23 protein-coding genes are annotated in these 19,696 nt (G+C 61.0%); 5 read left to right on the top strand and 18 right to left on the bottom strand.

Annotated features, from left to right (window positions below; translation table 11 throughout):
* Positions 1–2: 2 nt before the first annotated feature.
* Complete coding sequence (locus tag DIE13_RS02345; RefSeq protein WP_260435032.1) at positions 3–827, bottom strand: three-Cys-motif partner protein TcmP; 825 nt, start codon at positions 825–827, stop codon at positions 3–5.
* Positions 828–1,037: 210 nt separating this feature from the next.
* Between DIE13_RS02345 and DIE13_RS02340 the strand changes: the two genes are divergently transcribed.
* Together DIE13_RS02340 and DIE13_RS02335 are read left to right on the top strand one after the other, a co-directional pair.
* A complete protein-coding gene (locus DIE13_RS02340; RefSeq protein ID WP_124825665.1) occupies positions 1,038–1,895 on the top strand; it encodes a DUF5131 family protein in 858 nt (285 codons plus the stop codon).
* Between the two features lie 29 nt (positions 1,896–1,924).
* Complete coding sequence (locus DIE13_RS02335; RefSeq protein ID WP_124825616.1) at positions 1,925–3,196, top strand: three-Cys-motif partner protein TcmP; 1,272 nt, start codon at positions 1,925–1,927, stop codon at positions 3,194–3,196.
* A gap of 559 nt (positions 3,197–3,755) precedes the next feature.
* Here DIE13_RS02335 and DIE13_RS02330 read toward each other — a convergent pair.
* The 12 genes from DIE13_RS02330 to DIE13_RS02275 all read right to left on the bottom strand — a co-directional run bounded on the left by DIE13_RS02330 (position 3,756) and on the right by DIE13_RS02275 (position 11,576).
* Positions 3,756–4,538 carry a hypothetical protein gene (locus DIE13_RS02330; protein ID WP_124825615.1) on the bottom strand — a complete coding sequence of 261 codons (783 nt, stop codon included), beginning with the start codon at positions 4,536–4,538 and terminating at the stop codon, positions 3,756–3,758.
* Positions 4,539–4,788: 250 nt separating this feature from the next.
* Positions 4,789–6,615 (bottom strand): site-specific integrase, encoded by a 1,827-nt coding sequence (locus tag DIE13_RS02325; protein ID WP_124825614.1) that lies wholly within the window; start codon positions 6,613–6,615, stop codon positions 4,789–4,791.
* A 3-nt stretch (positions 6,616–6,618) separates the two neighbouring features.
* Positions 6,619–6,981 (bottom strand): hypothetical protein, encoded by a 363-nt coding sequence (locus DIE13_RS02320; RefSeq protein WP_124825613.1) that lies wholly within the window; start codon positions 6,979–6,981, stop codon positions 6,619–6,621.
* Positions 6,982–6,984: 3 nt separating this feature from the next.
* Positions 6,985–7,395, bottom strand: coding sequence for a hypothetical protein (locus tag DIE13_RS02315; protein WP_124825612.1), 411 nt, complete (start codon positions 7,393–7,395; stop codon positions 6,985–6,987).
* Positions 7,392–7,631: a hypothetical protein gene (locus tag DIE13_RS02310; RefSeq protein ID WP_124825611.1), complete on the bottom strand. Its 240-nt coding sequence runs from the start codon at positions 7,629–7,631 to the stop codon at positions 7,392–7,394. Before DIE13_RS02310 ends, DIE13_RS02315 begins: the two co-directional genes overlap by 4 nt.
* A 68-nt stretch (positions 7,632–7,699) precedes the next feature.
* Complete coding sequence (locus DIE13_RS02305; RefSeq protein WP_124825610.1) at positions 7,700–8,608, bottom strand: abortive infection family protein; 909 nt, start codon at positions 8,606–8,608, stop codon at positions 7,700–7,702.
* Between the two features lie 7 nt (positions 8,609–8,615).
* Positions 8,616–8,864, bottom strand: coding sequence for a hypothetical protein (locus DIE13_RS02300; protein ID WP_124825609.1), 249 nt, complete (start codon positions 8,862–8,864; stop codon positions 8,616–8,618).
* Positions 8,865–8,893: 29 nt separating this feature from the next.
* On the bottom strand, positions 8,894–9,667 hold the full coding sequence (locus tag DIE13_RS02295; RefSeq protein ID WP_124825608.1) for a hypothetical protein: 774 nt from the start codon (positions 9,665–9,667) through the stop codon (positions 8,894–8,896).
* Positions 9,668–9,714: 47 nt separating this feature from the next.
* Positions 9,715–10,152: a hypothetical protein gene (locus DIE13_RS02290; protein ID WP_124825607.1), complete on the bottom strand. Its 438-nt coding sequence runs from the start codon at positions 10,150–10,152 to the stop codon at positions 9,715–9,717.
* A gap of 502 nt (positions 10,153–10,654) precedes the next feature.
* Complete coding sequence (locus DIE13_RS02285; protein WP_124825606.1) at positions 10,655–10,855, bottom strand: hypothetical protein; 201 nt, start codon at positions 10,853–10,855, stop codon at positions 10,655–10,657.
* Positions 10,856–10,926: 71 nt separating this feature from the next.
* The gene (locus DIE13_RS02280) at positions 10,927–11,337 is read right to left on the bottom strand and encodes a type II toxin-antitoxin system VapC family toxin (protein ID WP_098557237.1); all 411 of its coding nucleotides are present in this window, start codon (positions 11,335–11,337) and stop codon (positions 10,927–10,929) included.
* The gene (locus tag DIE13_RS02275; RefSeq protein ID WP_006029598.1) at positions 11,334–11,576 is read right to left on the bottom strand and encodes an antitoxin; all 243 of its coding nucleotides are present in this window, start codon (positions 11,574–11,576) and stop codon (positions 11,334–11,336) included. The genes DIE13_RS02280 and DIE13_RS02275 overlap by 4 nt, the downstream gene beginning before the upstream one ends.
* Positions 11,577–11,759: 183 nt before the next feature.
* Here DIE13_RS02275 and DIE13_RS02270 point away from each other — a divergent pair, with 183 nt between their 5' ends.
* Positions 11,760–12,215 (top strand): hypothetical protein, encoded by a 456-nt coding sequence (locus DIE13_RS02270; RefSeq protein WP_260435029.1) that lies wholly within the window; start codon positions 11,760–11,762, stop codon positions 12,213–12,215.
* 966 nt (positions 12,216–13,181) lie between these two features.
* Here DIE13_RS02270 and DIE13_RS02260 read toward each other — a convergent pair.
* From DIE13_RS02260 to DIE13_RS02245, 5 genes are all read right to left on the bottom strand, one after another.
* Positions 13,182–13,373, bottom strand: a complete 192-nt coding sequence (locus DIE13_RS02260) for a hypothetical protein (RefSeq protein ID WP_098557232.1) — start codon at positions 13,371–13,373, stop codon at positions 13,182–13,184.
* Positions 13,370–13,861, bottom strand: coding sequence for a hypothetical protein (locus DIE13_RS33235; protein WP_260435028.1), 492 nt, complete (start codon positions 13,859–13,861; stop codon positions 13,370–13,372). The genes DIE13_RS02260 and DIE13_RS33235 overlap by 4 nt, the downstream gene beginning before the upstream one ends.
* Positions 13,780–14,121, bottom strand: coding sequence for a hypothetical protein (locus DIE13_RS33230; RefSeq protein ID WP_260435027.1), 342 nt, complete (start codon positions 14,119–14,121; stop codon positions 13,780–13,782). Before DIE13_RS33230 ends, DIE13_RS33235 begins: the two co-directional genes overlap by 82 nt.
* A gap of 312 nt (positions 14,122–14,433) precedes the next feature.
* Positions 14,434–15,402, bottom strand: coding sequence for a ParB/RepB/Spo0J family partition protein (locus tag DIE13_RS02250; protein ID WP_124825604.1), 969 nt, complete (start codon positions 15,400–15,402; stop codon positions 14,434–14,436).
* Positions 15,399–16,607 (bottom strand): ParA family protein, encoded by a 1,209-nt coding sequence (locus DIE13_RS02245; RefSeq protein WP_124825603.1) that lies wholly within the window; start codon positions 16,605–16,607, stop codon positions 15,399–15,401. Before DIE13_RS02245 ends, DIE13_RS02250 begins: the two co-directional genes overlap by 4 nt.
* Positions 16,608–17,418: 811 nt before the next feature.
* Here DIE13_RS02245 and DIE13_RS02240 point away from each other — a divergent pair.
* Positions 17,419–18,801 (top strand): replication initiation protein, encoded by a 1,383-nt coding sequence (locus tag DIE13_RS02240; protein ID WP_098557368.1) that lies wholly within the window; start codon positions 17,419–17,421, stop codon positions 18,799–18,801.
* Positions 18,802–19,044: 243 nt separating this feature from the next.
* A complete protein-coding gene (locus DIE13_RS02235) occupies positions 19,045–19,548 on the top strand; it encodes a replication initiation protein (protein ID WP_185731191.1) in 504 nt (167 codons plus the stop codon).
* Positions 19,549–19,696: the final 148 nt, after the last annotated feature.

Raw genomic sequence — 19,696 nt, 5'->3', positions numbered from 1 at the left:
AATCAGAACAGAGAACGGCTCTGGAGGTTGCACGCCTCGCGCCAGAGCTTCTCGGCGAGATCGTGTCGTGCAAGCAGACACAGCCAGTACATGGTCGAATCCTTGCTGTTGCGCACGGGGTACATCGTGTCGCACACACGCAAGCCTGTTTTGCTCACGAGCGTCTTCCAGTGGTCGACAAACGCGTCCCGCATTTCGTGCTTCGACGCCTGCTGGCGAACAACCTGCCGCCACCCTGGCGCGAAGTCGTCGAGCGATGAGCGTTCTGACTCGAGGCCTGAGGCAATATTGCGCTGGATGTCACCCGTGCTTAGATGAACAACGATGTCAATTGACGGCATGGACGCCAGCTTTTCGATAATCGAGAAATGGAGATGACCCGCGTTGAACGGGTCGAGCAATGTGAGATGCAGCCCTCGACGATCCAGTTGCGGGATCACCCAGTCGATGGTTTGATCCGCGCGACCCACTACCGATTGAACCGGGGCTCCCAGTTTGCGCAATCGCTCGTCACAAGCGGCTAGATATTCAGGGTTCGCGTCCGCGACGAAGAAGTGCGAAAACGTCCCGCGTCTCTGCTGTGACATCGTCCAGGCCGCCAGCGGGCCACCGTCCGAAAAGATCGATGTGTGTTTGACCTGTACCCGGCCGGTTCCCGCAAAGAGATCAATGTACGTTCGCTGCGTGGTGAACTTCTGACGTGCCCCCCAGGACGCGTCGATATACCGCTTGATAATCCGGTGCTTCTCTTCGGTCACCCAGCGGCCCACCACCATCGCAGGCAAACCGTCATTGTTGTCCGGTACCACCGTCTTCGTATCCGCCACAGCGCCCCCCCTTTCAACTCGTTGTTGTACCGCCCTCGTCCTGCGACGAACGATCTGATTCTCACTCCGCGCCAAATTGAGCGCCGCACGGACGACAACTGGATGTCGCTCAACAGCCCCGCACGGTCGTCGCAGTCGTTCTCCGAGCAAAGCCCTTCAAGAGCGGTCACACGCGTACAATATCGTACCGCCCAACATAAGCAGATCGCCATGGGAAAAGATTCGCGCATCGAATGGACGCACCACACTTTCAATCCCTGGTGGGGTTGCGTCAAGGTATCTGCCGCTTGCGACCATTGCTACGCAGAAACCTGGGCAAAAAGGCTGGGCGAAAGCGTCTGGGGGCCCGAAACACCCCGTCGGTTCTTTAGCGATGCGCATTGGAAAGAGCCACTGAAGTGGAATCGGGAAGCCGCGGCAGACAAGACCCGACGCCGCGTCTTCTGCGCATCGATGGCCGATGTGTTCGAAAATAGACCGGACCTGGTTGGCGAGCGCTTAAGGCTTCTCGAACTGATTGCGCAAACACCCGACCTGGACTGGTTGCTGCTCACGAAGCGCATCCATCTCGTCCGCAAACAGTTGCCCAAGGGCTACGAGTTTCCCAGCAACGTCTGGCTGGGAACGACGGTTGAAAATCAGGCAAGCGCGCGTAAGCGCATCAAGTACCTGCTCGAGTTTACCTCCCCGGCCGTCCGGTTCCTCTCCTGCGAGCCATTACTGGGGCCACTCGATCTCTCAGAGTATCTCGTGCGCGGCGCGAACGGTACGCGCGTTGACTGGGTCATCGCAGGCGGCGAGTCGGGGCCAGGCTCTCGCCCCATGGATCCCGTGTGGCCAGCGCAGCTGCAAAAGCAGTGCGCAAAAGCCAGAGTGCCGTTTCACTTCAAGCAGTGGGGACATTGGGCACCGGTAGACCAGGTCACTGACGTCATGACCAAGCACACCCCGGTGAAGGTGCTCCGCCAGGATGGCTCGGAAGTCTCGGTCGCGGCAATCGGGAAGAGCAAGGCCGGGCGTACCCTAGCAGGCAAGCATTGGGACCAGTTTCCCGCATCTGCGTCGTAGCCGTTCAAGCCTCACTCGGAAGATACGCCTTGGCAAAACGTCATTACGATTGGAGCAACGGCCCTGCCGTCCTTGACGAGCACAGCCTGACAAAACACCAGGTGCTCGTTGACTACCTGGTGCGTTATTTTCAGCAACGCATGCTCAATGCGCCAGGACGCGAGCACTTCAAGATCACGCTGGTGGACGGCTTTTGCGGCGGCGGATTGTATGAGCTTCGCGGTTCAGGGCAACTGGTGGTCGGCTCTCCACTGCGTATGATCGAAGCGGTCGAGGTCGCCTTCGCGCTCGTCAATGCGAACAGAACCAAGTTGATTGCATTCGACGTGCAGTTTGTGTTCGTCGACAAAGATCGGGGCGCGCTGGAACACCTGCGCAAGGTTCTTCAAGACCGCGGCCACGAACATGCAATCGGAGTCTCGATCCACCTGCTGCACGCGGAATTTGGCGTCGCCGTAGAAGAGGTCCTAGCGCGCATCCAACAGCACACGCCTCGCTCGGGGACCGCGCTATTTTTCCTCGATCAGTACGGGTATGCGGAGGTGCCAGCAACGCTGATTCAACGCATTTTTCAGACCAGCCGCAACGCCGAGGTCGTGCTGACGTTTCACGTATCGTCATTTGCGACCTATACGAATGACGAGTTCGCACAGCGCATTTCCACCACGTTACAGATCGACATTTTCAAGCGGTTGGGTACGCGTTCGATCGAACAGATCAAAGCGAACGACACCGACTGGCGACGCTTCATTCAGGCTGCGCTGTACGAGGCATTGGTTGAGCGATGCGGTGCCGCGTTTTTCACACCGTTTTTCATCCGCGGGACGGGCGCCGGCCATGGGGAGTACTGGCTTGTTCACCTCTCTCAACACCACCGAGCACAGGATGTGATGAAGCAGGTTCACTGGCAACACAGCAACCACTTTGTCCACTATGGCGGCGCCGGGTTGAACATGCTGGCCCCCCACACCATGGGGTTCCTGCAGGAGTTCGATGGCGGATTCCGTTTTGACGATGTGGCACGCGGCAGGTCCGACAGGGAGCTGCTCGAGCAGCTCGCCGCGCGGATTTTCGACCAGCCTCACGCTGTCGCATTTTCAGCAATTTTTGCCGAGACCTGCAATGGATCCCCCGCCACCGCGGCGATGTATAAAGACGCCCTGGCAACGCTGGTCGCAAGCGGAGACGTCACGATCAGGTCAAGCGATGGAAAGCCCCGCTACCAAAGTCGCTATATCCAGGATTCAGATCAGGTTGAGCGGGCCCGACAATTGAAGTTGTTCTTGCCTCCAGCTCGTTAGCCCGCAGCGCCAGGAGACCCGTGTGGGTACCTGTTACATCCGTCACGGTCGAGGCGTTAAAACCTCATCGACAGTGGATCGAAACCTGGTTGCGTATGCTGGCGTGAGCGAAGAAGCCGCGAGATAAGCCTGCGTTGTCACGATGGCGCAATTGCACGCTCAAACTCGAGTGTCGCACAACGCGTGATCAGGAGGTGTCGGCGCCGTAGGCGCGTCATTGGCAAGATCTGGCATACAGGCGATATTCGGTTGGTTTTGTCGACTGCCTAATGTACAGCCACGATTCCGGGTGATACAAGCCTCAAGCCACGCGCGTGCCTACTCTAAGGTTGCGAGCTTGTGGCGAGAGGGACACGTCCTCGCGCCAACCGTCAATAGCGACGTTTTACGCGGCCTTCAGTGTTCTTTGTCTGTCCGACGCATAGCGGGCTCTGCCGCTCGAGCCACACTCTCGATTTGCGGCGGAGGGGTGTGCAGACCACATACTTGCTCGCGTGCGCTGGCAGCGATGCGTTCGAGCGTTGCGACAGCGCGACGATAGGTTGATCGCCGCTGCGGGTCATTTCCTGCGTAGCCGTTGATAATCGCCGCGGTCCTTCACGATGGCCTTGCCAAACCAATCGGGCACGTCGGTCAATTGCGACTCGACGACCGTCTCGGGAACGTCGCGCCAAAACGCCAAGATCGCGGCCGAGAACGTCTGAAACTGGTCGTCACTGACCTTGAGTTGCCGGTGATCACGATAGCTCACGCTGGACACCGTATCCTCGAAGTCTTTTAGTGGATCATCGAGATATTCGGGAAACTTGGTCCTCAGATCGTCAAGCGATTTTCCCTTGCCATGTTTGTACACGTTGACTACCAGTCGGCATGCATTCAGAGTGCGGAAGTAGTCCGTGGTTCGGAGCGGCCACCCGAAGCTCTCCAGCAATTCGGCGATCTGCACAAAGTCGGCCGACCAGACCTTCGAGGCGGTGGTGTCGCCCCAATGCCAGTGATGAATCTCGCGCACCAGCCAGTCGCGCAGTTGCTTGTCCCATTCGTGAAACATCCCGGCGACCACGCTCAGACGCGTTTGCTCGCGCATGTCGCTTAAGAGTTGGTAAAACGCAATGCCGTGACCGTGGGCCATTTCACAGAAATCGCCCGGGTCATGTCGATCCGGATCGAAGTATTGACCGCGTTGCTCAAGCCATTCGTCGGCAGCCCGATCGGCATCCGCCTCCATATCGTCGAACTGCGACAGCAGGCGCTTTCGCGCTTGTTCGACATAGAACGCATGACCTTTAACCAAGGATTGCCGAAAGGGCTCCCACATCTGAAACAGCACGAATTCGCTCATGGTTTTGCCGCCTTCCTGATTGTGGTCACTCCGTCCGAGGAAGCCGCGAGTCATCCTCCAGCGGCAAGTCGGCTGAGATGGTCACTTCGCGGTCGTCGGTGTTCGATCGTTTCGTCACGACGGTCCTCGCGGGTTCGCTTCGGCTCCCGTGGGCGATTCTACCGACGCCGGCGCCCGCATTCAGGTGGTGGGCGACGTCATCCGGGTCGACGGCGGCACCCCATGGTAGTCGGGCCGTGTCGCCTGCGCCCTACTTGCCACTCCGGGCCGCCAAGCGCGCGTGATACTTCGCTGCCTCCTGACGCATGCGCTGCTGTTCCGCGTTCACGTAGATCGTGGTGGTCTGCAGCGATGCATGGCCCAGCACCTGCTGCAGCACCTCGAGCGCGGTGCCGGCCGCCGCGGACTGCGTCCCGAACGTGTGGCGGAACGCATGCGGCGAAGTCCGCGCTAGCTGGCGCCGGCTCGCCTCGTCGAGTTCGGGTAGTTGCTCGATCAAGCGTTCGAGCGCGCGCGCGACGACCCGGCGTGCCGCGCGCGGTGTATAACCCGCGACGCGTGTCACCTCACCTGTCTCCGTGACCCCGAACTTGTCGCGACCGGCCGGCGTGGGCGGAATCACGGTCGGCGCGACGAGCGGAATCTGGGTCGCGCCCGCATCAAAGTCCAGCGCGCGGTCCGCCCAGTGCGCGCGCAACGCCGCGACGATGTCGTCCGTGACCGGCACGAAGCGTTCCTTGCGGCCCTTGCCGATCACGCGCAGCAACCAGGTCGCCGGCGTGTCATCCTCCGAGGGCCACCATTGCAGGCCCTCGCGCGCGACGCTCACCGCCTCCTCGATGCGCAGCCCGGCGTCCCCCATCAGCAGGATCAGTGCGCGGGCGATGCGCCAGTCCGGCGCCAGCGGACCGTAGCCGTCCGCGCGCGCGGCGAGCTCGGCGCGGAGCGTCGCCCACACGTCGATCGGCAGCGCCCGCTGCACCTGCAGCGCAGTCGCCCGCTTCAGCGGCTTCGGATCCACGACGCCGACCCAGGGGTTGCCGGCCAGATAGCGGACCTTCACCAACCAGTCGAACGCGGCGCGCAGCACGCGCACCGCATAGCGCTGGCTGTCGAGCGACAGCGGCTGCAACGAGAACGGTCGCCAGCGCCCCGACGCGCGTGACGCCGGCGGGCCACGAAACGCATCGGCCGGCGACGCGAGGAACGCCTTATACGCTTCGCAATCGTCGATCAGCATCGAGGACAGCGGGCGCCCGCGCTCGAGCACGCACCACAACACGAAGCGCTCGAGCTCGCGCCAGTACGCGCGCTGCGTGGCCGGCTGACCATCATAGCGATGCAGATACGCGAACACCGCGTCGAGATCGTTCGCCGCGGCGATATACGGAAAGGCCGGCGCGCGATTGGCGCCGTGGGCACCCGCCAGCTCCTGCGGCATGCGCAGTCGGTGGATCGGCACCAGTTGATCACGGCGCGGCGTGACGCGCGCGTCCGGCGCCGCGACGAGGGGATCGACGCCGTCGACGTCGACGGCGACCGTTTCTCCGATCGTGTCGGCGTGCCGGCGCAGCCAGGCGACGATCGCGCGGGCGCGGCCAACGCCGATGCGCGGCACCGAGCGCCACCAGCTGCCGCCGCGCCGGTTGCAGTACGCGACGAGTTCGCCGAGCGTGCGCACCTCGACATCGGCCAGGCGCTGCGCGACGATCGACCGGAACCAGCGCGCGATCGCGTGGCCGGCTGCGGGGGCCGCCTTGGCCCAGCTGCCGGCGGCCTGCTCGATCAGGTGCAGCGACACGGGCGTCAGGCGAGGCTCGCCGTACTTGCGGATCGACGTCTGCAGGTGCTCCTGCAGGACCGACGAGCCCTCGCGCAGCGCGATCGACACGAGGTCGTCGCGCATGGTGCGCAGCAGACGCTCGACGTCGAGCTGGTCGAGCTCGTCCAGGTCGAAGTAGAGCCGCGCGATCGTGGCGATCGGCAGGCCTTTCACGCGCGCACGCAGCGCCGTGAATTCGGTGCGGCTGTAAGTGCGCAGAGGGGGCAGCGTCAGCTGCTGAGGTTGGTTCGCCATCGATCAGGCGGCCGCTGCGCGGGCGCGCGACTTCGTCGGACGCGGCGTTGGAAAAAACGAAGCCCACTGCTCGGGTGTGGCGCGGTCGATTTTCTCGATCGCGGTCGCGCGCGCGGCGTCGATCGTCCGCTCCATGATTTGGCCCACGCTGCGACCGGTCTCGACGTCGGACACGGAGTAATCCGCCGGCAGGCTCGAATCGGATAGCGTGCTGCGATGCACGGCCCAGGTGCGGCCGCGATGCTCGAACGGGACGCCGATCGTCTCGACCCAACGATCGTCGTGCAGCGCGAGCTGGAACACGATCCCATCGACGCGCACGGGCACCAGTGGCGAGGGCGACTTCTTGGGGACAGCGCGCGGCATATATTAACTCCAGTCAGGATCGGGCACGTCGATGTAGGGCATCGGCGGTTCGCCGTGAATCAGCGCGAAAAAGTCGCCCGCCTCCGGCGGATGCTCGATGAAGAGGCGCACGTGCTGCGGGGTCGGAAAGGCGACGTCGATCAGCTTGCCGCTGGTCGTGCGGACCAGCGAGTGCGCGACGAATTGCACGTGATCGACGAGCAGGCCGTCGGGCATCCAGCCGCGCACCGCCTGATCCGCGGGATGGAGCCGCAACCAGAGCATCACCTGGTCGTGGCAGTGATTCGGGCGCGGCGACCAGCCCGGCAAGCTATCCGCGTAACGGTCGATCGGCAGCGCGTCGACGAAGCGGCGTGCGATCGCTGTGGCGAGCGCTTTAATTACGATGTCACGCGCATGAAGTCGATCGATCATGTCAGCACCCCGTTATCGATCAGCTCTTGATGTCCTGCCTCGACCAGCGCGCGGAACTCGTTGTCATGGAGACACAACTTGGCAAACAACAACGCCGTCGAAACCCACTCGAGTGGCGTCCGCTCACGCTCGCCACGGACATGCGCCGTGCCGTCGCGCAGGGCGTCCAACGCGTCATCGATCGCATCCAGTACCTGACTGATGACATGCTCGTCGCGTCCGTCGAGATCCGTCATCCTTCGACAGTCGACGAGACAGGTCCGTACGCTGAAGAGGACCGCGACACTCTTGGAGTGGTCAGCAATCATGATGCGCTGCCACCGTTCTTGTGCCGATCGATCAGGAAGATTGCGGCGGCGGCGCAGGTGTTCTTCGCCAGCACCCCGAATGCGGCATCGAGCGGCGCAAAGTGACTGGTCGCGCCGTGCGCGGTACCGAAGTGCGTGCGCAGCGCGGCGGCCCCGCCACAAATGGACGCGATGCCACCAAGCAGCTGCTTCAGGTCGGGCTGCAATTCCGGCAGATCCGGCAGGCCCAGGTTGTCGATGCATGCTTTGAGCAGCGGCGATAGCGACTTGTCCTTGGGCAGCGACACACCGCGCTCCATCAGGATTGCTGCGCACACCGACTCCAGCATCCGCGTCGCGCGCGTGAGCGCATCGGCCGTGTCCACATGCGAGGCGTCGAGCGCGTCTTGCCAGTTCTTCGCGACAGCATCGCTGTTCAGCGCCGCCATGCTCGCCGTCGTCTGGGCTTCGATCTCGGCTGACTCCGCCGCTACGATCGCCTGCAGGGCCGCCCGCGCGCGATCGACGCGGCCTTCTTGGACGTCGAGGCGATCGGTGATGTTCTGAATCAACGAAGTCGGCCCATCCTCGGTCATCAGCGACTCGAGCCATTTGCGTGGGACAGTGGAAAAATGTCGGAAACTATAAGAGCGTTCCTCGTCTGACAGGTGTGCATCCGCCAGGTCCTCTTCAGTCGTCCGGTAGGCGACCGCGAGTTCGAAGTCTCGGTAGTCAAGATAACCATAGACGTAGTCGTCGAGCCCGATCTGCTCTAGCGTCACGATGGAACTCCTCCCGGAGATTGGCGCGTCCCCGAAAGCCTCGTTCAGTTCCGTGAGCAACGCTCCGGCGTCGTCGACCAGCGCACCTCGTTTCGCCTCGATCCGCTTATGTTGTGCAGCCGCCGCCCGAATCTTGTCGCGCATAGGGCCTTCACTCGGTCAGCGGCAGCCTGGCGTACGCCAGCGTTTCGAGGCGCACCCGGTCCGCGCGGGCGTGTGGCGGAACCGATGCGCCCATCGCGGCGACGGCCGCATCCCAAAGCGAATACGCACCGCGCGCTTCGCCCAATGCGAGTCCTAGGCCGTAAGTGCCGATCTCGCACGCAGCGGCACGTTGCCTCGCGTCGCGGATCTCGCGCTCGGCGCGTTTCGTGAGTTGTTCGTAGGTCAGATTCGTCATCAAAGATCTCCTGCAGGTGGAAATCGCACTCAGGCGGTGGCCGCCGGCGCGGCGCTCGCTCGCGGACTCGGCGCAGGCAGCGTGCCGCTTTTCAGCAGCGCGGCCGAGCGCTGATCGAGGTCGTTCGGGAAGCACTTCATCCGCACGCGCTGGCACCAGCGTGGCCAGCGCGAAAACACCCGGCGATTCAGGAAGTAGTTGGCCAGCGTCGCGTGCTCGACGCACAGGCGCCAGTCAGCATAAAGCTGGCGATCGGGCGGCGCCTCCGGAGGCATTGCACTCCTGTCGCGCGGGTCGAAGCTCAGGGTCATCATCGCGCCGTGCCTAACCCGGCGCACCTCCATGCCTTCCTCGAACACCTGGTGGATCATCCGACACTGGAACAGGTGGGCGTACAAACTCGCGTCGATGTCCGACAGCTGGCCGATCGTCGCGGTGTGCAACGCAAACAGCCGTGGGCGACGCGCATCCAGCTTCCTGATGCCGGAGAACGCACGCGCGTCGACCCGCTGCTCCGCATCGAAGCTTACGATTTCCTTGATGTTATTGAGGGCTGTTTCCAGGCTCTGGCCGGCCGCGACCAACTGCATCAGGTCCGGCAGCACCATGCCGGCCGCGATGCGGCGCTCGCGGCTGCGGGCAGAGACGGCGACGACCCACGCGCCGGCCACACCGAGCAGGCCGCCCGTGGTCGCGCCGATCAGGGTCTGCCAGTGATCGAGCCAGCCAGCCGGCGTGGCGGCGGCCACCGGCGGGCACATCTGCGCGGTCGTCGCGGTCAGTTGATAGAGCATGGCGGTCATCTCAGGCGTTGTCCTCAGCCAGCGTTGTCTTGATCAGCGCGTGCACTTTAGTTGGCGAGGCCGTGGTCGGTCAGGAACTGCTCAAGCCGCTGCAGGACACTCTTGCCGAAGCTCACCATCTCGAGGCGGGTGCCGTCCGGCCAACTCACCCACCGTTCGCCGACGCCATTGATCGCGACCGTATTGATTGCCGCCCCGCCAATCGCGCCACTGGCGTGATGGGTTGCAGGGTCCGGCCGCCCGCGATCGAGCGTCATGTGCTTGGCCTTGTTGGACACGTCCCGGCAGAGTTGGATATCCCGCTCTGCCAGCAACGCCGCCCGGTCCGGTTCAGCGACGACGCCTTTCAGGTAATCGGTCACCGAATGCGCGGTGACGAAGAAGTTGAATACGTGGTCGATCGACGCCTCGCGGGCCAGGCGGTCGAGCTCGCGCCGCGCCTTGCGCAGCATCGCCGCAGCGTCCGTCAGTTCGAAAAAGCCCATTCGTGACCTCTCAGCGCGGCCCGCCGCTCGCGGGGCGGGCCAAGGGTTAAGGAACCTGCAGCGTGACCGTATCGGAGATTCGCACGGTGCGCCACAGGGACGCGGGTCGCGGCTGTGACGCCACGGGGCTCACAGGGCGCTGCAGCCGCGCAGTTGCGCGAGCCACAGCAGCAGAATCAGGACGGACACCGTCTAGCCCCGCCAATCATCTGGCATCGGGCACCTCGCTACTTGATTCGTCCGGGTCGCCCGCCGGCCGGTGTCGGGGCAGGTCGTCCATCACGGCCTGCCCTTCGTATAGCCAACGCAAACGCGTCCGCGCACCGATTTCGCCAGAAAATCGCCAAACATTGGGAAAACCCCTACTATCCGCCCTGCCCGGCCGAGGGTCAAACCGCACTTTCTGGATTCTATGGTATTAAATCCAAGTCCGCTAATACGAATTAGCGGACTTAGCGACGCGCCTGAAAAACCCGGCCGCGGCCGGGTTGCCCAAGCGCGTTCACGCGCACAGGATCAGGTACACCGCCAGCAATGGCATGTTCAGGGCGGCGATCGCCGCCAGCGGGTGAACCAGCCCATAGCTGGCCGGCCAGAGCGACGACAGCCCGCGGTCGACGGCCGCCAACGCGATCAACAGCGCCGCGGCCGCCAGGCACCTGCCCCACCCGCCTTTCTTGAACTGCATCGCTACCAGGGTCATCGTCGAGTTCCTTTGGGTTCACACGGTGGACTATCGCGCCGGCCGAATCCACCGGCCCGCCGGCGTGGGCGTTACGTCGTCGGCCGCAACCAGTTTTCGACCGGCAGGCCGGCGACACGGGTAAATTCGGCCGTGTTGTCCGTGACCAGGACGGCGTCGACCGCCAGCGCGTGCGCGGCGATCAGCATGTCGTTGGCGCCGATCAGTTGGCCTTGCTTCTCGAGGTCGGCCCGCAACCGCCCGTAGCATCGGTCGGCGTCGGGCTGCAACGGCAACACGGTCAGGCTCGCGAGCAGTTGCTCGACCCGCTGCGCGAGCGTCGACGAACCACGCTTCCAGACGCCAAATCGCAGCTCCGCGGCCACGATGATCGAGGTGCACACTTGTTCGGGCGACGTCTGTCCGATCCGGGTGGCGCAGGCGCCGCGTGGGTCGCGGATCACGTTCGACAAGATGTTAGTGTCGAGCAGATACAGCGTCATTCGATGTCGACCGGTTCAGCCGGCAGGTTATCGATGTCGGGAAACGTTTCGTCCAGCGGAGTCCATTGGGCAAACAGCTCACGCAACGGCGCGGCCTCCACGGGCTCGATGATCAAGCGCCGGCCTTCCCGGTGGATGGTGACTTCCGAGACCGGCAACTCGAACTCGCGCGGGATCCGCACGGCCTGGCTGCGCCCATTGCGAAACAGGCGCGCGTGGCGGGTGTCATGGGTTGGCATGGGACAACTCCTATTCAAACGAAACGGCATATGCCACAGCATATCCTCGTTTGGTTCAGTTCGCAATCATCGCCGAGGCGCGTCTCGTAAGTAGAGCTATCAGATGTGGCACTTTTGCCCCCGGTTCGACACGGCGAACATCGGGCTGTATAAAGATATATCTCTATACAGCCCGATGGGATGATGCCCTTCTTCACCTCGGCCGATCACGACGCGGCCGTGCAGGCCATGCTCGACCACCCCGAGATCGGCAGCCGTCACCTGCGCGGCCTGATGAGCGGCATCAAGCGCCGCGCCCGGGCGCGCGCGGTGATCGCGTTCGTCCAGGCGATCGCCCCGCCCCCGCCCGATACGACGATCGCGACCACGCGGCAGCTGATGCACGCGCTGTTCGGTCACGCGGTCTCGGTCAACGACCTGCACCGCAACTTCGCCACGCCCGGCCGCCGGGCCAACGATCGAGCCGATCTCGCGGCGCTGGCCGCCTGGCTGGCGCTCCACCGGGAACGGCTGGCGGCCGCGGCCGAGGCCCGGATGGTAGAGCTGGAGAGCGCCTGGCAGCAGTTCACGGCGGCGGCCGCAGAGGCGGCCGGCGAGATCCATACCGCCAGTCGGCCGGGACGACGCGGCGAAGCCTAAGCGTCTATACCTGATGGCGGATCAGGCGCAATGCTGTTTAGAGATATATCTGTATACAACATTGAATCGCCCATGAAAGGCCAAGCCGCAGCCGGGTTATCGTGGGTGAAAGCGTGTGCCATTCAAATGCCGGCGGTCTTTCGCGTGGTCTAGTTCACCTGTGGCGGATCCGGCCAAGTCGAGCCCAGCGTATTCAAGATGGTGCAGGCCACGCGTAGCGAGAGTATCCGTAGTATTGCCGCAGTCGCCGCTCGTCTACCGTCGGACGGTCCGCTTCCTGTCAAAGCTCGGACTGGACACCTCTCCAACGGAGTGGGCCGTCCGCACCGAGCAGAGCCAGGCGGATCGGCTTGCGCGCCGCTTCCTCAACGCTTCCCGCGCCGCGGTAGCGTAGTTGCTCAAATCGGTTGCCGTGAAGCCCGGGCACGCTGCGTTGACTTTGATGTTGGTGCAATCGAGTTCGATGGCGAGTGAGATTTTCGATGCCTAGTCGACGCCAATATACCCACGTGAGCAATCCGCCGAATTGTCCTTCAGCGCGAGTGCCCCCGCGCTTGAGATATTGACGATGCGGCCAGCCAGCGCTTTGCGCAGACGCAGCAGCATCGCTTACAAATCACGGCGTTTGATTGTCAGGAACATTTTTCCTGCATGCGGGAAAAGTGCGGGCACTGACTCGGCGTCGGCGAAACGTAAAGGCCGAGGACACCACTAACCCACTCGGCCCCATCTGAGCATCGTGATACGTTTGCGGCTCTCGAACGGGTCGACCCGCACAAGATAATCGGCGGACGCAGTTCACTACCCGCGAGTTTATGGTGAGCGGGTTCCGCCTACCCCGCGCAAGCGTGTGAGAGGACCAGAAAGGGTGATAGGCGCACAGCGATGTCCAAAGCACTGCCTCGCTGGAAAACCGATAGGTCTCGTCACTCCAAAAAGAAACGGGCCAGAAGGCCCGTCCTGCTATTAGGTCGACTTTCGCCACTCCGGCAGTTCAGGCGCAGAGCGCACGATTTTCTTTCTCGCAGCCAGACGCAAATGTGCCTTTGTCTCCGCCGTGAGCGGGGATGGCTTCTTCTTCCGAAGCGCGACTTCCACTACAACCTTGCGCGCAGCGAGCTTGGTAGCGGCCTTTTCGGGTTTCGTGACTTCGCTCATATCAGATCCTTCTCCAGCAAATAGTCTAGCGGCTTTGCCCAGGATCGACTGCCCGAGCCAAGATCGAACTCCATCAACCGTTGCGACCCATGGACTTCCCACCAAGGGTGATCGCAGGCAATGAGATCCTGCGCGGTCCAACAATCTGCAAACGCTGGAATCGCCCGCTCATGTGGCTCTGTAGGGGCGTCGAAGCCAATTTTAGGCCAGTAGCGGTAACCAATCAGGTGTTCGTCGTAACCCTCCCCACCTCCGGCGAGAAGGGTAATCCGACGATAGCCAAGGCAATGTGCAGTTATCGCGCACAACGCAAACGCGACTGTACCGAGATAGTCAGGTGCTTGGCGGCGGAGGAACACATGATCGATGTGCAACGCTTGTCGGCCCGCTTCCTCGATATCACCAGCTAGTTCCTGTTCATTTTCATCGACGCTATCGATGCCATCTTCAAGGTGAAGTGACAGGCCACCCTCGACATCTTCATACATACCGATGCGATTTTTGTGAGGGTGTTGAATGACCGCTGGCTGAACGGCGGTGAGAGATCGCTCCCAAGCTCGTACTCGGCTTGAGCATGTACACGGGCGCCATTGAATATCATCAGCAACTGCGCGTATTCAGCGCTGCTGATGTCGACGCCATCGAGTGTCACTTGGGTTGTGGCGTCGAACTGGACGCCGTCCTGACGAAACACGCCGGAGAGATATTGGGTCGCGAGATCGGATGCGCGCAGACGATCGTACGGCATCCGCAAAACTCGATCAAAGTAGGGGGTGCGAGGAAGAGCCATAGGGGCGAATGAGGTCGGCAGCCTAGCCCAGTCGCCTGCCGAATTCGGGAATTCAAGTGCATTCCCGGCGGTGCGATGCTTTCCCGCACGCGTGAATATTCGAGGTTTCTAGCGCGAAGCGGCCCAAGTATTGGGTGTCCCCATTGGGGACACTGCCCAGTTTCCTTCTCGAGCGATGACCGCTGAGACCGCACGTGTCCCCAATGGGGACACGTGAAAGCTCGTAAAAAAAGCCCGCGGATCGCGGGCTTGGCTGGACGTCGCGGGGCCTCAGTCTGGAGCGGAAAACAGCTGCGAAATAAGAGCCCGGATCTTCTCTTCCTTTTCTACGGTGAGCATTCCTGCCTTGATCTTCACCGTAAAATTGCCCGCGTCCCTTGTGATGGAGCCTGCCTGATTCTTTCCCGCAAAAATCTTATCGATCTGGCGATCGCTCACAGCGCCGCCCTTACCATCGCTTTCGATCGCGAGCTTCATCGCCTTCGCAAGCTTCGTCTGATCGAGCTCACCGGCAACCACCTGCGCCCATTGCTCTTGGGCAATCTCAATCGCACGCCCTTCACGATTTCGAAGCACGGCGACAACAGCCTCTGCAGCATGGGCACCGAGTAGCCGAGGCTGAAGCTCAAGGTCCTTGATGATGAAGGCGGGCAATTCCGCGAACGCCAAATACCGATAGAGCTCGGAACGAGAAATTCCGAGGCCCTCGGCCATCCGCTTCCGATTCGGAAACTCCTTCTCTGTTTCGCGTACCGAGCGAGCGATCTCGTAGTCGGTGAGGCCGTCGCGCACAACGTTCTCGACCAAGGCAAGCATCGCCATATCCTGGTCTGAGATGTCGGTAATGACGGCCTTGATCGTGTCTTTCCCGATCATCTTGTGGGAACGCCAGCGTCGTTCCCCCGCCACGATTTGGTAACCCGACGCCGTCTTTCGGACGACGATAGGTTGAATCAAACCCGACTCGCGGATTGACTCCGCGAGCTCGGCGAGCTTAGCCTCGTTGAAGATCCGGCGAGGTTGCCACGGATTGGGAACGATATCCGCAACCGCCAATTCGTGCGAAGTGGTGCTCCGCTCGAGGTCCAAGATCCGAGCCTGAGCGGTCGCGAGTGCGGCCGCCATTCCGGGTGCAGTTCTTGGGGTAGCAGGCTTCTCAGGCTGCGCTGCGAGCTCGATGTCCTTAGCCGCGCGCAAGCCCGCTGTCTTGCTCATCATCCGTTCTCGCAGGTTACTCATGCCTCCGCCCTCCAGCGTGCGACCGACTGGTCGTCGATCCATTTACAGTGGTCTATCAACGGTTGCTTCACCCGCGCCAAGGTCTTCGCGACGCCGTCGGATCGAGAAAGATCGAAGACAGTCGACAGCGCCAGCGCACCATTGCTCATTACCGAACTCGCAGGGATTTCAGTCGCCGAAAGCCAGTCGCCGTACGCTCGTTGAGCCCAGACTCGGACCGCTGGTGCGGACGACACCGCACCATAGTCAACCTTCGAGAGCAATACCGAAATGAAGTCATAGGTCTTGTCGAGTTCGTGGTCGACAAAGCCTGCAGCAATTTCGGAGAACAGTGACCAGAACGACACCGACGAGATGAAGTCGAGGCTTTCCGGAACAAGCGGCATGACCATCGCGTCGGCAGCCATGAGCCCGTTCAGCGTCAAATAGGACAGGGAGGGGGCGGTGTCGAGAATGATGTAGTCATACTCGGAACGAAGCGGTTCGATGCCGCGACGCAGAACTGACCAGAATTCATATCCCGGATTTTCCGCCTGAGCTGTCGGCAAGTGGAATTCCGCGTCATGCAAATAGTTGTGCGCCGGAATGACGTCGATCCCATCCCAATAGGTCGACTGGACCTTTGACGCAAGCCCCCCCTCCATGGAGGGATCGTAGATGAACGGAAGCACTGTGTCTTCCCACGTCACATCCTTCTCTGCATACAGCCCGCAAAGCTCCGAGAGCGAAGCCTGCGGATCGAGATCAATGACGAGGACCCGGCGGCCACGCAAGCTAAGCGCCTGGGCCTCGCACATCGTGATTGTCGTCTTGGTCGAGCCGCCCTTGAAGTTTGCCGTGATCAGGACCCGGCCGCGATGCTCGCCCTTACCAGTGACGAGAGCGGTCTGAAAGATGTTCGAAGCCTTCTGCACCCACGTGCGCGCTTCAGCCAACGTGAAGATGCGAGCGCGGCCCGAGCCGTGAGCTTCGCCAGGCGGCAGATCGCCGCCTTCCTTCGTCGCCATATAGTTGATCTTCTGGCGATCGAGGCCACACATCTCGCTCAGTTCGCCGATCGTGAATACCGGGGGGTTCTTGCGAGGCCGCGGGGCCAAGATGTCCTCACGAAGCTCGTCGGTCATCACGGATAACCGCTTTGCGAACTCGCCAAGCTGAGATAGCTTCACCTGCCGCGCAACTGCTGGCAACTCGCTCATTTTCATTAGACGCTTCCTCTTGAGTTCAACGGTGAGGTGCTTTTTTCACGCTCACCGCAGATTTCTACGGTTCTGCAGTTTTTAAACACGAACCGTAGAATACTAGCAAGACCGAAAAATCGCTATGTAATTCGCGTCGGGAACTGATTATTCGCCCGCTCGGCTCCAAATACCTGCGTCCATCGGCTTTTCGCAGGAAGCAGAAGCATCGGGCAGAGAAAGGTGAGGTGAATTGTGTCGTGGGAACTCGCCGTATGGCCTTGTTCGCAGCGCCCCAGCACACAATTTCCCTCACCTTAGGCAAGCCATGGCCCTGATGAATTGGCATCGTTTAGGCGGAATACACAATCCACCTCACCATCGATCGCGGTCTTTAGGCCAAAAGAACCTTGGAAGTACCAGGGAGTACGGCGCCTTGAGCCCTTGTGGAATTCGGCCGTCGTACACAGGCTTTCTTACCCGGCCGCCTCTCTTGTTTGCTGAGGTGGTTGTTGTTGTAAACAAAGAAAACCCACCAACAACTAACAGCATAGGCCCATTCCTTATAAATCAATGCGTTAGGTTCGAAAGGTGAGGGGTTGTGTGCTGAAGGCGCTGTGGATTGAGACCGAAGGTGAGGAAAAGTCCACAGAATGGTGAGAGAAATTGGCGACCAAGGTGAGGTTTTTGGGCGCGGGGGTGAGGCGAATGGGCTCAAAGGTGAGGTGAAATGTGGGCGTTGCATGCCGAAGGTGAGGTGGTGTGTGTTGACGGGTCACTTTGCCACCGGTACATTACGCTCCAATATGACAAATGCAGCGTGATGGCGGAGGGCGGCATGGCGGAAAGAGGGCAATTGGCGACGTCTCAGCAGTTGGCGCTTGCCCTGTTCGATGATGCGTCGGCAGAAGGGCTGCCAGTCGATAGCGCAAGGTCAGATATTGGTTTTTCTCGTAACAACGTCCTCATTCGAATCGTCGACCTAGGTGTGGCCGCTCGCCGCTTGATCGATGCAGCGTACTTCATTGTCGCCTACGACGAACGGCCCCGTGACCTCTATGACGTGGAGTTGGACTATTTCAAATGGCTCATGCGCTACTCGAGCCGCAACAACACCCACCTCGAGCAGGTCATCACCGAGGCGCAAAAAGCCCTTATCCAGGCGACGGCGCCCGCGGACGCTGACGGTGAGCGGCCTTTCGGTTCGACGCAACTGATCGGCCGTATCTCCTACCAGGGTGGCCGCTTTCAATTCCGTGTCCCGCCCGATCTGATTGGAATTATTCGAGGGAAGGGTAAGTCGCATTGGTTGAGTCTGCGCATCACCTCGATGTTCACCTTGTCCTACGCGCGGGTGATGTACGACCACTTGCTTCCGCACGCGGATGAAGGGCAGACCGACTGGATCCCACTCGACGAGTTGCGTGGATGGCAGGGAGAGATGGGCGCGAATGCGCAGGTGTTCAAGTACTTCAAACGGGATTGGCTCGAACCGGCCGTACAGCAGATCAACGAAGTTTCTGACCTCTCCCTTGCGTACGAAACGCGGAACCTGCCGGGTTCGCGAAAAATTGGCAGTCTCCGGTTCCGAATCAGCCGTAAAGATCTCGCCGAACGGGTGTTGCATACGCACGAGCACGCCAAGGAGATCTATCAAGCCCTGAAGCAGGAGTTTGGGCTTTCGACAGCGCAGTTCAATCAGATCGTTGGCGATCGAGACACCTACACCGATGAACGTCTCGAGCAAGCGATTGACCGTACTCGATTCAGCTTGAAGTTGGGCAAGGTGACGAAGAGTCCGGCTGGCTTTTTCATGAAGGCTCTCAAAGAAGGTTGGGCAGTCTCCGATGCTGAGCGCGAAATGGTGCAGGTTCAGCAGTCTCTCATTGAGCGTGAGCAACAAGAGACCGAAGCAAAGGCACAAGCTCAAAACCGCGTGGCACTGCAGGCCGCAGCACAGGAGGTGAGTGCGCAGGAGCGGATGGGCGATGAGGTTCGGCAGGGCTGGGACGCGTACGAGGCCGCGACGCCGGAACAAAGAGAGGATTGGCGTCGCAACTACAAACGGTCTCCGGCTGCGAAGCTGACGATGCGTCGGTTGAGTATCGATCCAATGGCCGACTTGAATGAGGCTTTGCTTTCGCAACATGAGTCGCTGCGAGCGGCGTTTTCGCTCTACGTCTTCATGCAGACGCGTCCGATTCGAGCAAATCTAGGGTGAGGGGCGCCTGGCAGTCAGAGGCCCCCGTTTTTGTAGACAGGGGCTGTGAAGTGCGAGGAAATTTGTCGAAGAGTGGAGTGCGGTTGATCGTTAGTTGCGTTCTTTATCGGCCCGATGTCAGCCTTCTCCTGGGCGCGCAGTCAATGCGATCCTGCGTGATATTTCTGAAATAGCGACGCCAGGGTTAGCATTTCTGTCGTTCACATGGGAGAAGAGGTTGTCTTGGCAAGACCGAACATTGTCATGCGACTCATTGTCGATCTCGTCATCGAGAATCCGGGAAGTACCGGCCGAGAGATTGCAACAATGCTGTACGCACGAGATGTCGATCCCCAATCGGGGGAAATGAAACGAGTGCGTGTTGCATTGAACACGCTATGCAAGCAGGCGTGGCTGCGTTGCCGCGTAAAGAACGGGCTCAATCGATATCGCTTCAATCGGCGCCATCCGCCGAAGAAGGACGACGACGTCCGCCTGGGGCCCGATCCATCATCGTCAACGTACGCGGCGCGTACTCTTGAATACCTGGTGCGTGAAGCCGAGCACGGGCGGTGGCAAGTCAGCGTTGAGGGTTTGCGTGCGATGCTGCGGATGCCGGCGAACTATCCTTTTCACAAGATCAGGCCGTGCGCGATCGATCCGGCTGTCGAAAAATTCAATCTGCAAACCAACGTCATGGTTAGCTGGCAACCGATCAAGGATGGGAATGTGGTTCGCGCGTTGGACTTCCGCTTTGCGCGACGATGACCACTGTCTGTTGATTTGCACGGAATCCTGATCCACGGGGGATTCCGTGCAAATCAACAGTCGGTGATCACTTAACCGGCAAGGCGCAACGAATCTTCCCCCTATTTAAAGCCATTAAGCGTAACCCTAATAATAGGACTTATCACGG

This window comes from Burkholderia sp. Bp9016, assembly GCF_003857765.1.
In the GTDB taxonomy this organism is placed as follows: domain Bacteria; phylum Pseudomonadota; class Gammaproteobacteria; order Burkholderiales; family Burkholderiaceae; genus Burkholderia.
Note: the sequence above shows the minus strand (reverse complement) of the source record. Positions and strands in the feature narration are given on the sequence as shown.

Bases quoted from the DNA above. Each gene is read 5' to 3' on its own strand.
- DIE13_RS02340 (WP_124825665.1), top strand. From the start codon at position 1,038: ATGGGAAAAGATTCGCGCATCGAATGGACGCACCACACTTTCAATCCC.
- DIE13_RS02330 (WP_124825615.1), bottom strand. From the start codon at position 4,538: ATGAGCGAATTCGTGCTGTTTCAGATGTGGGAGCCCTTTCGGCAATCC.
- DIE13_RS02325 (WP_124825614.1), bottom strand. From the start codon at position 6,615: ATGGCGAACCAACCTCAGCAGCTGACGCTGCCCCCTCTGCGCACTTAC.
- DIE13_RS02320 (WP_124825613.1), bottom strand. From the start codon at position 6,981: ATGCCGCGCGCTGTCCCCAAGAAGTCGCCCTCGCCACTGGTGCCCGTG.
- DIE13_RS02315 (WP_124825612.1), bottom strand. From the start codon at position 7,395: ATGATCGATCGACTTCATGCGCGTGACATCGTAATTAAAGCGCTCGCC.
- DIE13_RS02310 (WP_124825611.1), bottom strand. From the start codon at position 7,631: ATGACGGATCTCGACGGACGCGACGAGCATGTCATCAGTCAGGTACTG.
- DIE13_RS02305 (WP_124825610.1), bottom strand. From the start codon at position 8,608: ATGCGCGACAAGATTCGGGCGGCGGCTGCACAACATAAGCGGATCGAG.
- DIE13_RS02300 (WP_124825609.1), bottom strand. From the start codon at position 8,864: ATGACGAATCTGACCTACGAACAACTCACGAAACGCGCCGAGCGCGAG.
- DIE13_RS02295 (WP_124825608.1), bottom strand. From the start codon at position 9,667: ATGACCGCCATGCTCTATCAACTGACCGCGACGACCGCGCAGATGTGC.
- DIE13_RS02290 (WP_124825607.1), bottom strand. From the start codon at position 10,152: ATGGGCTTTTTCGAACTGACGGACGCTGCGGCGATGCTGCGCAAGGCG.
- DIE13_RS02285 (WP_124825606.1), bottom strand. From the start codon at position 10,855: ATGACCCTGGTAGCGATGCAGTTCAAGAAAGGCGGGTGGGGCAGGTGC.
- DIE13_RS02280 (WP_098557237.1), bottom strand. From the start codon at position 11,337: ATGACGCTGTATCTGCTCGACACTAACATCTTGTCGAACGTGATCCGC.
- DIE13_RS02275 (WP_006029598.1), bottom strand. From the start codon at position 11,576: ATGCCAACCCATGACACCCGCCACGCGCGCCTGTTTCGCAATGGGCGC.
- DIE13_RS02270 (WP_260435029.1), top strand. From the start codon at position 11,760: ATGCCCTTCTTCACCTCGGCCGATCACGACGCGGCCGTGCAGGCCATG.
- DIE13_RS02260 (WP_098557232.1), bottom strand. From the start codon at position 13,373: ATGAGCGAAGTCACGAAACCCGAAAAGGCCGCTACCAAGCTCGCTGCG.
- DIE13_RS33235 (WP_260435028.1), bottom strand. From the start codon at position 13,861: ATGTATGAAGATGTCGAGGGTGGCCTGTCACTTCACCTTGAAGATGGC.
- DIE13_RS33230 (WP_260435027.1), bottom strand. From the start codon at position 14,121: ATGCCGTACGATCGTCTGCGCGCATCCGATCTCGCGACCCAATATCTC.
- DIE13_RS02250 (WP_124825604.1), bottom strand. From the start codon at position 15,402: ATGAGTAACCTGCGAGAACGGATGATGAGCAAGACAGCGGGCTTGCGC.
- DIE13_RS02245 (WP_124825603.1), bottom strand. From the start codon at position 16,607: ATGAAAATGAGCGAGTTGCCAGCAGTTGCGCGGCAGGTGAAGCTATCT.
- DIE13_RS02240 (WP_098557368.1), top strand. From the start codon at position 17,419: ATGGCGGAAAGAGGGCAATTGGCGACGTCTCAGCAGTTGGCGCTTGCC.
- DIE13_RS02235 (WP_185731191.1), top strand. From the start codon at position 19,045: ATGCGACTCATTGTCGATCTCGTCATCGAGAATCCGGGAAGTACCGGC.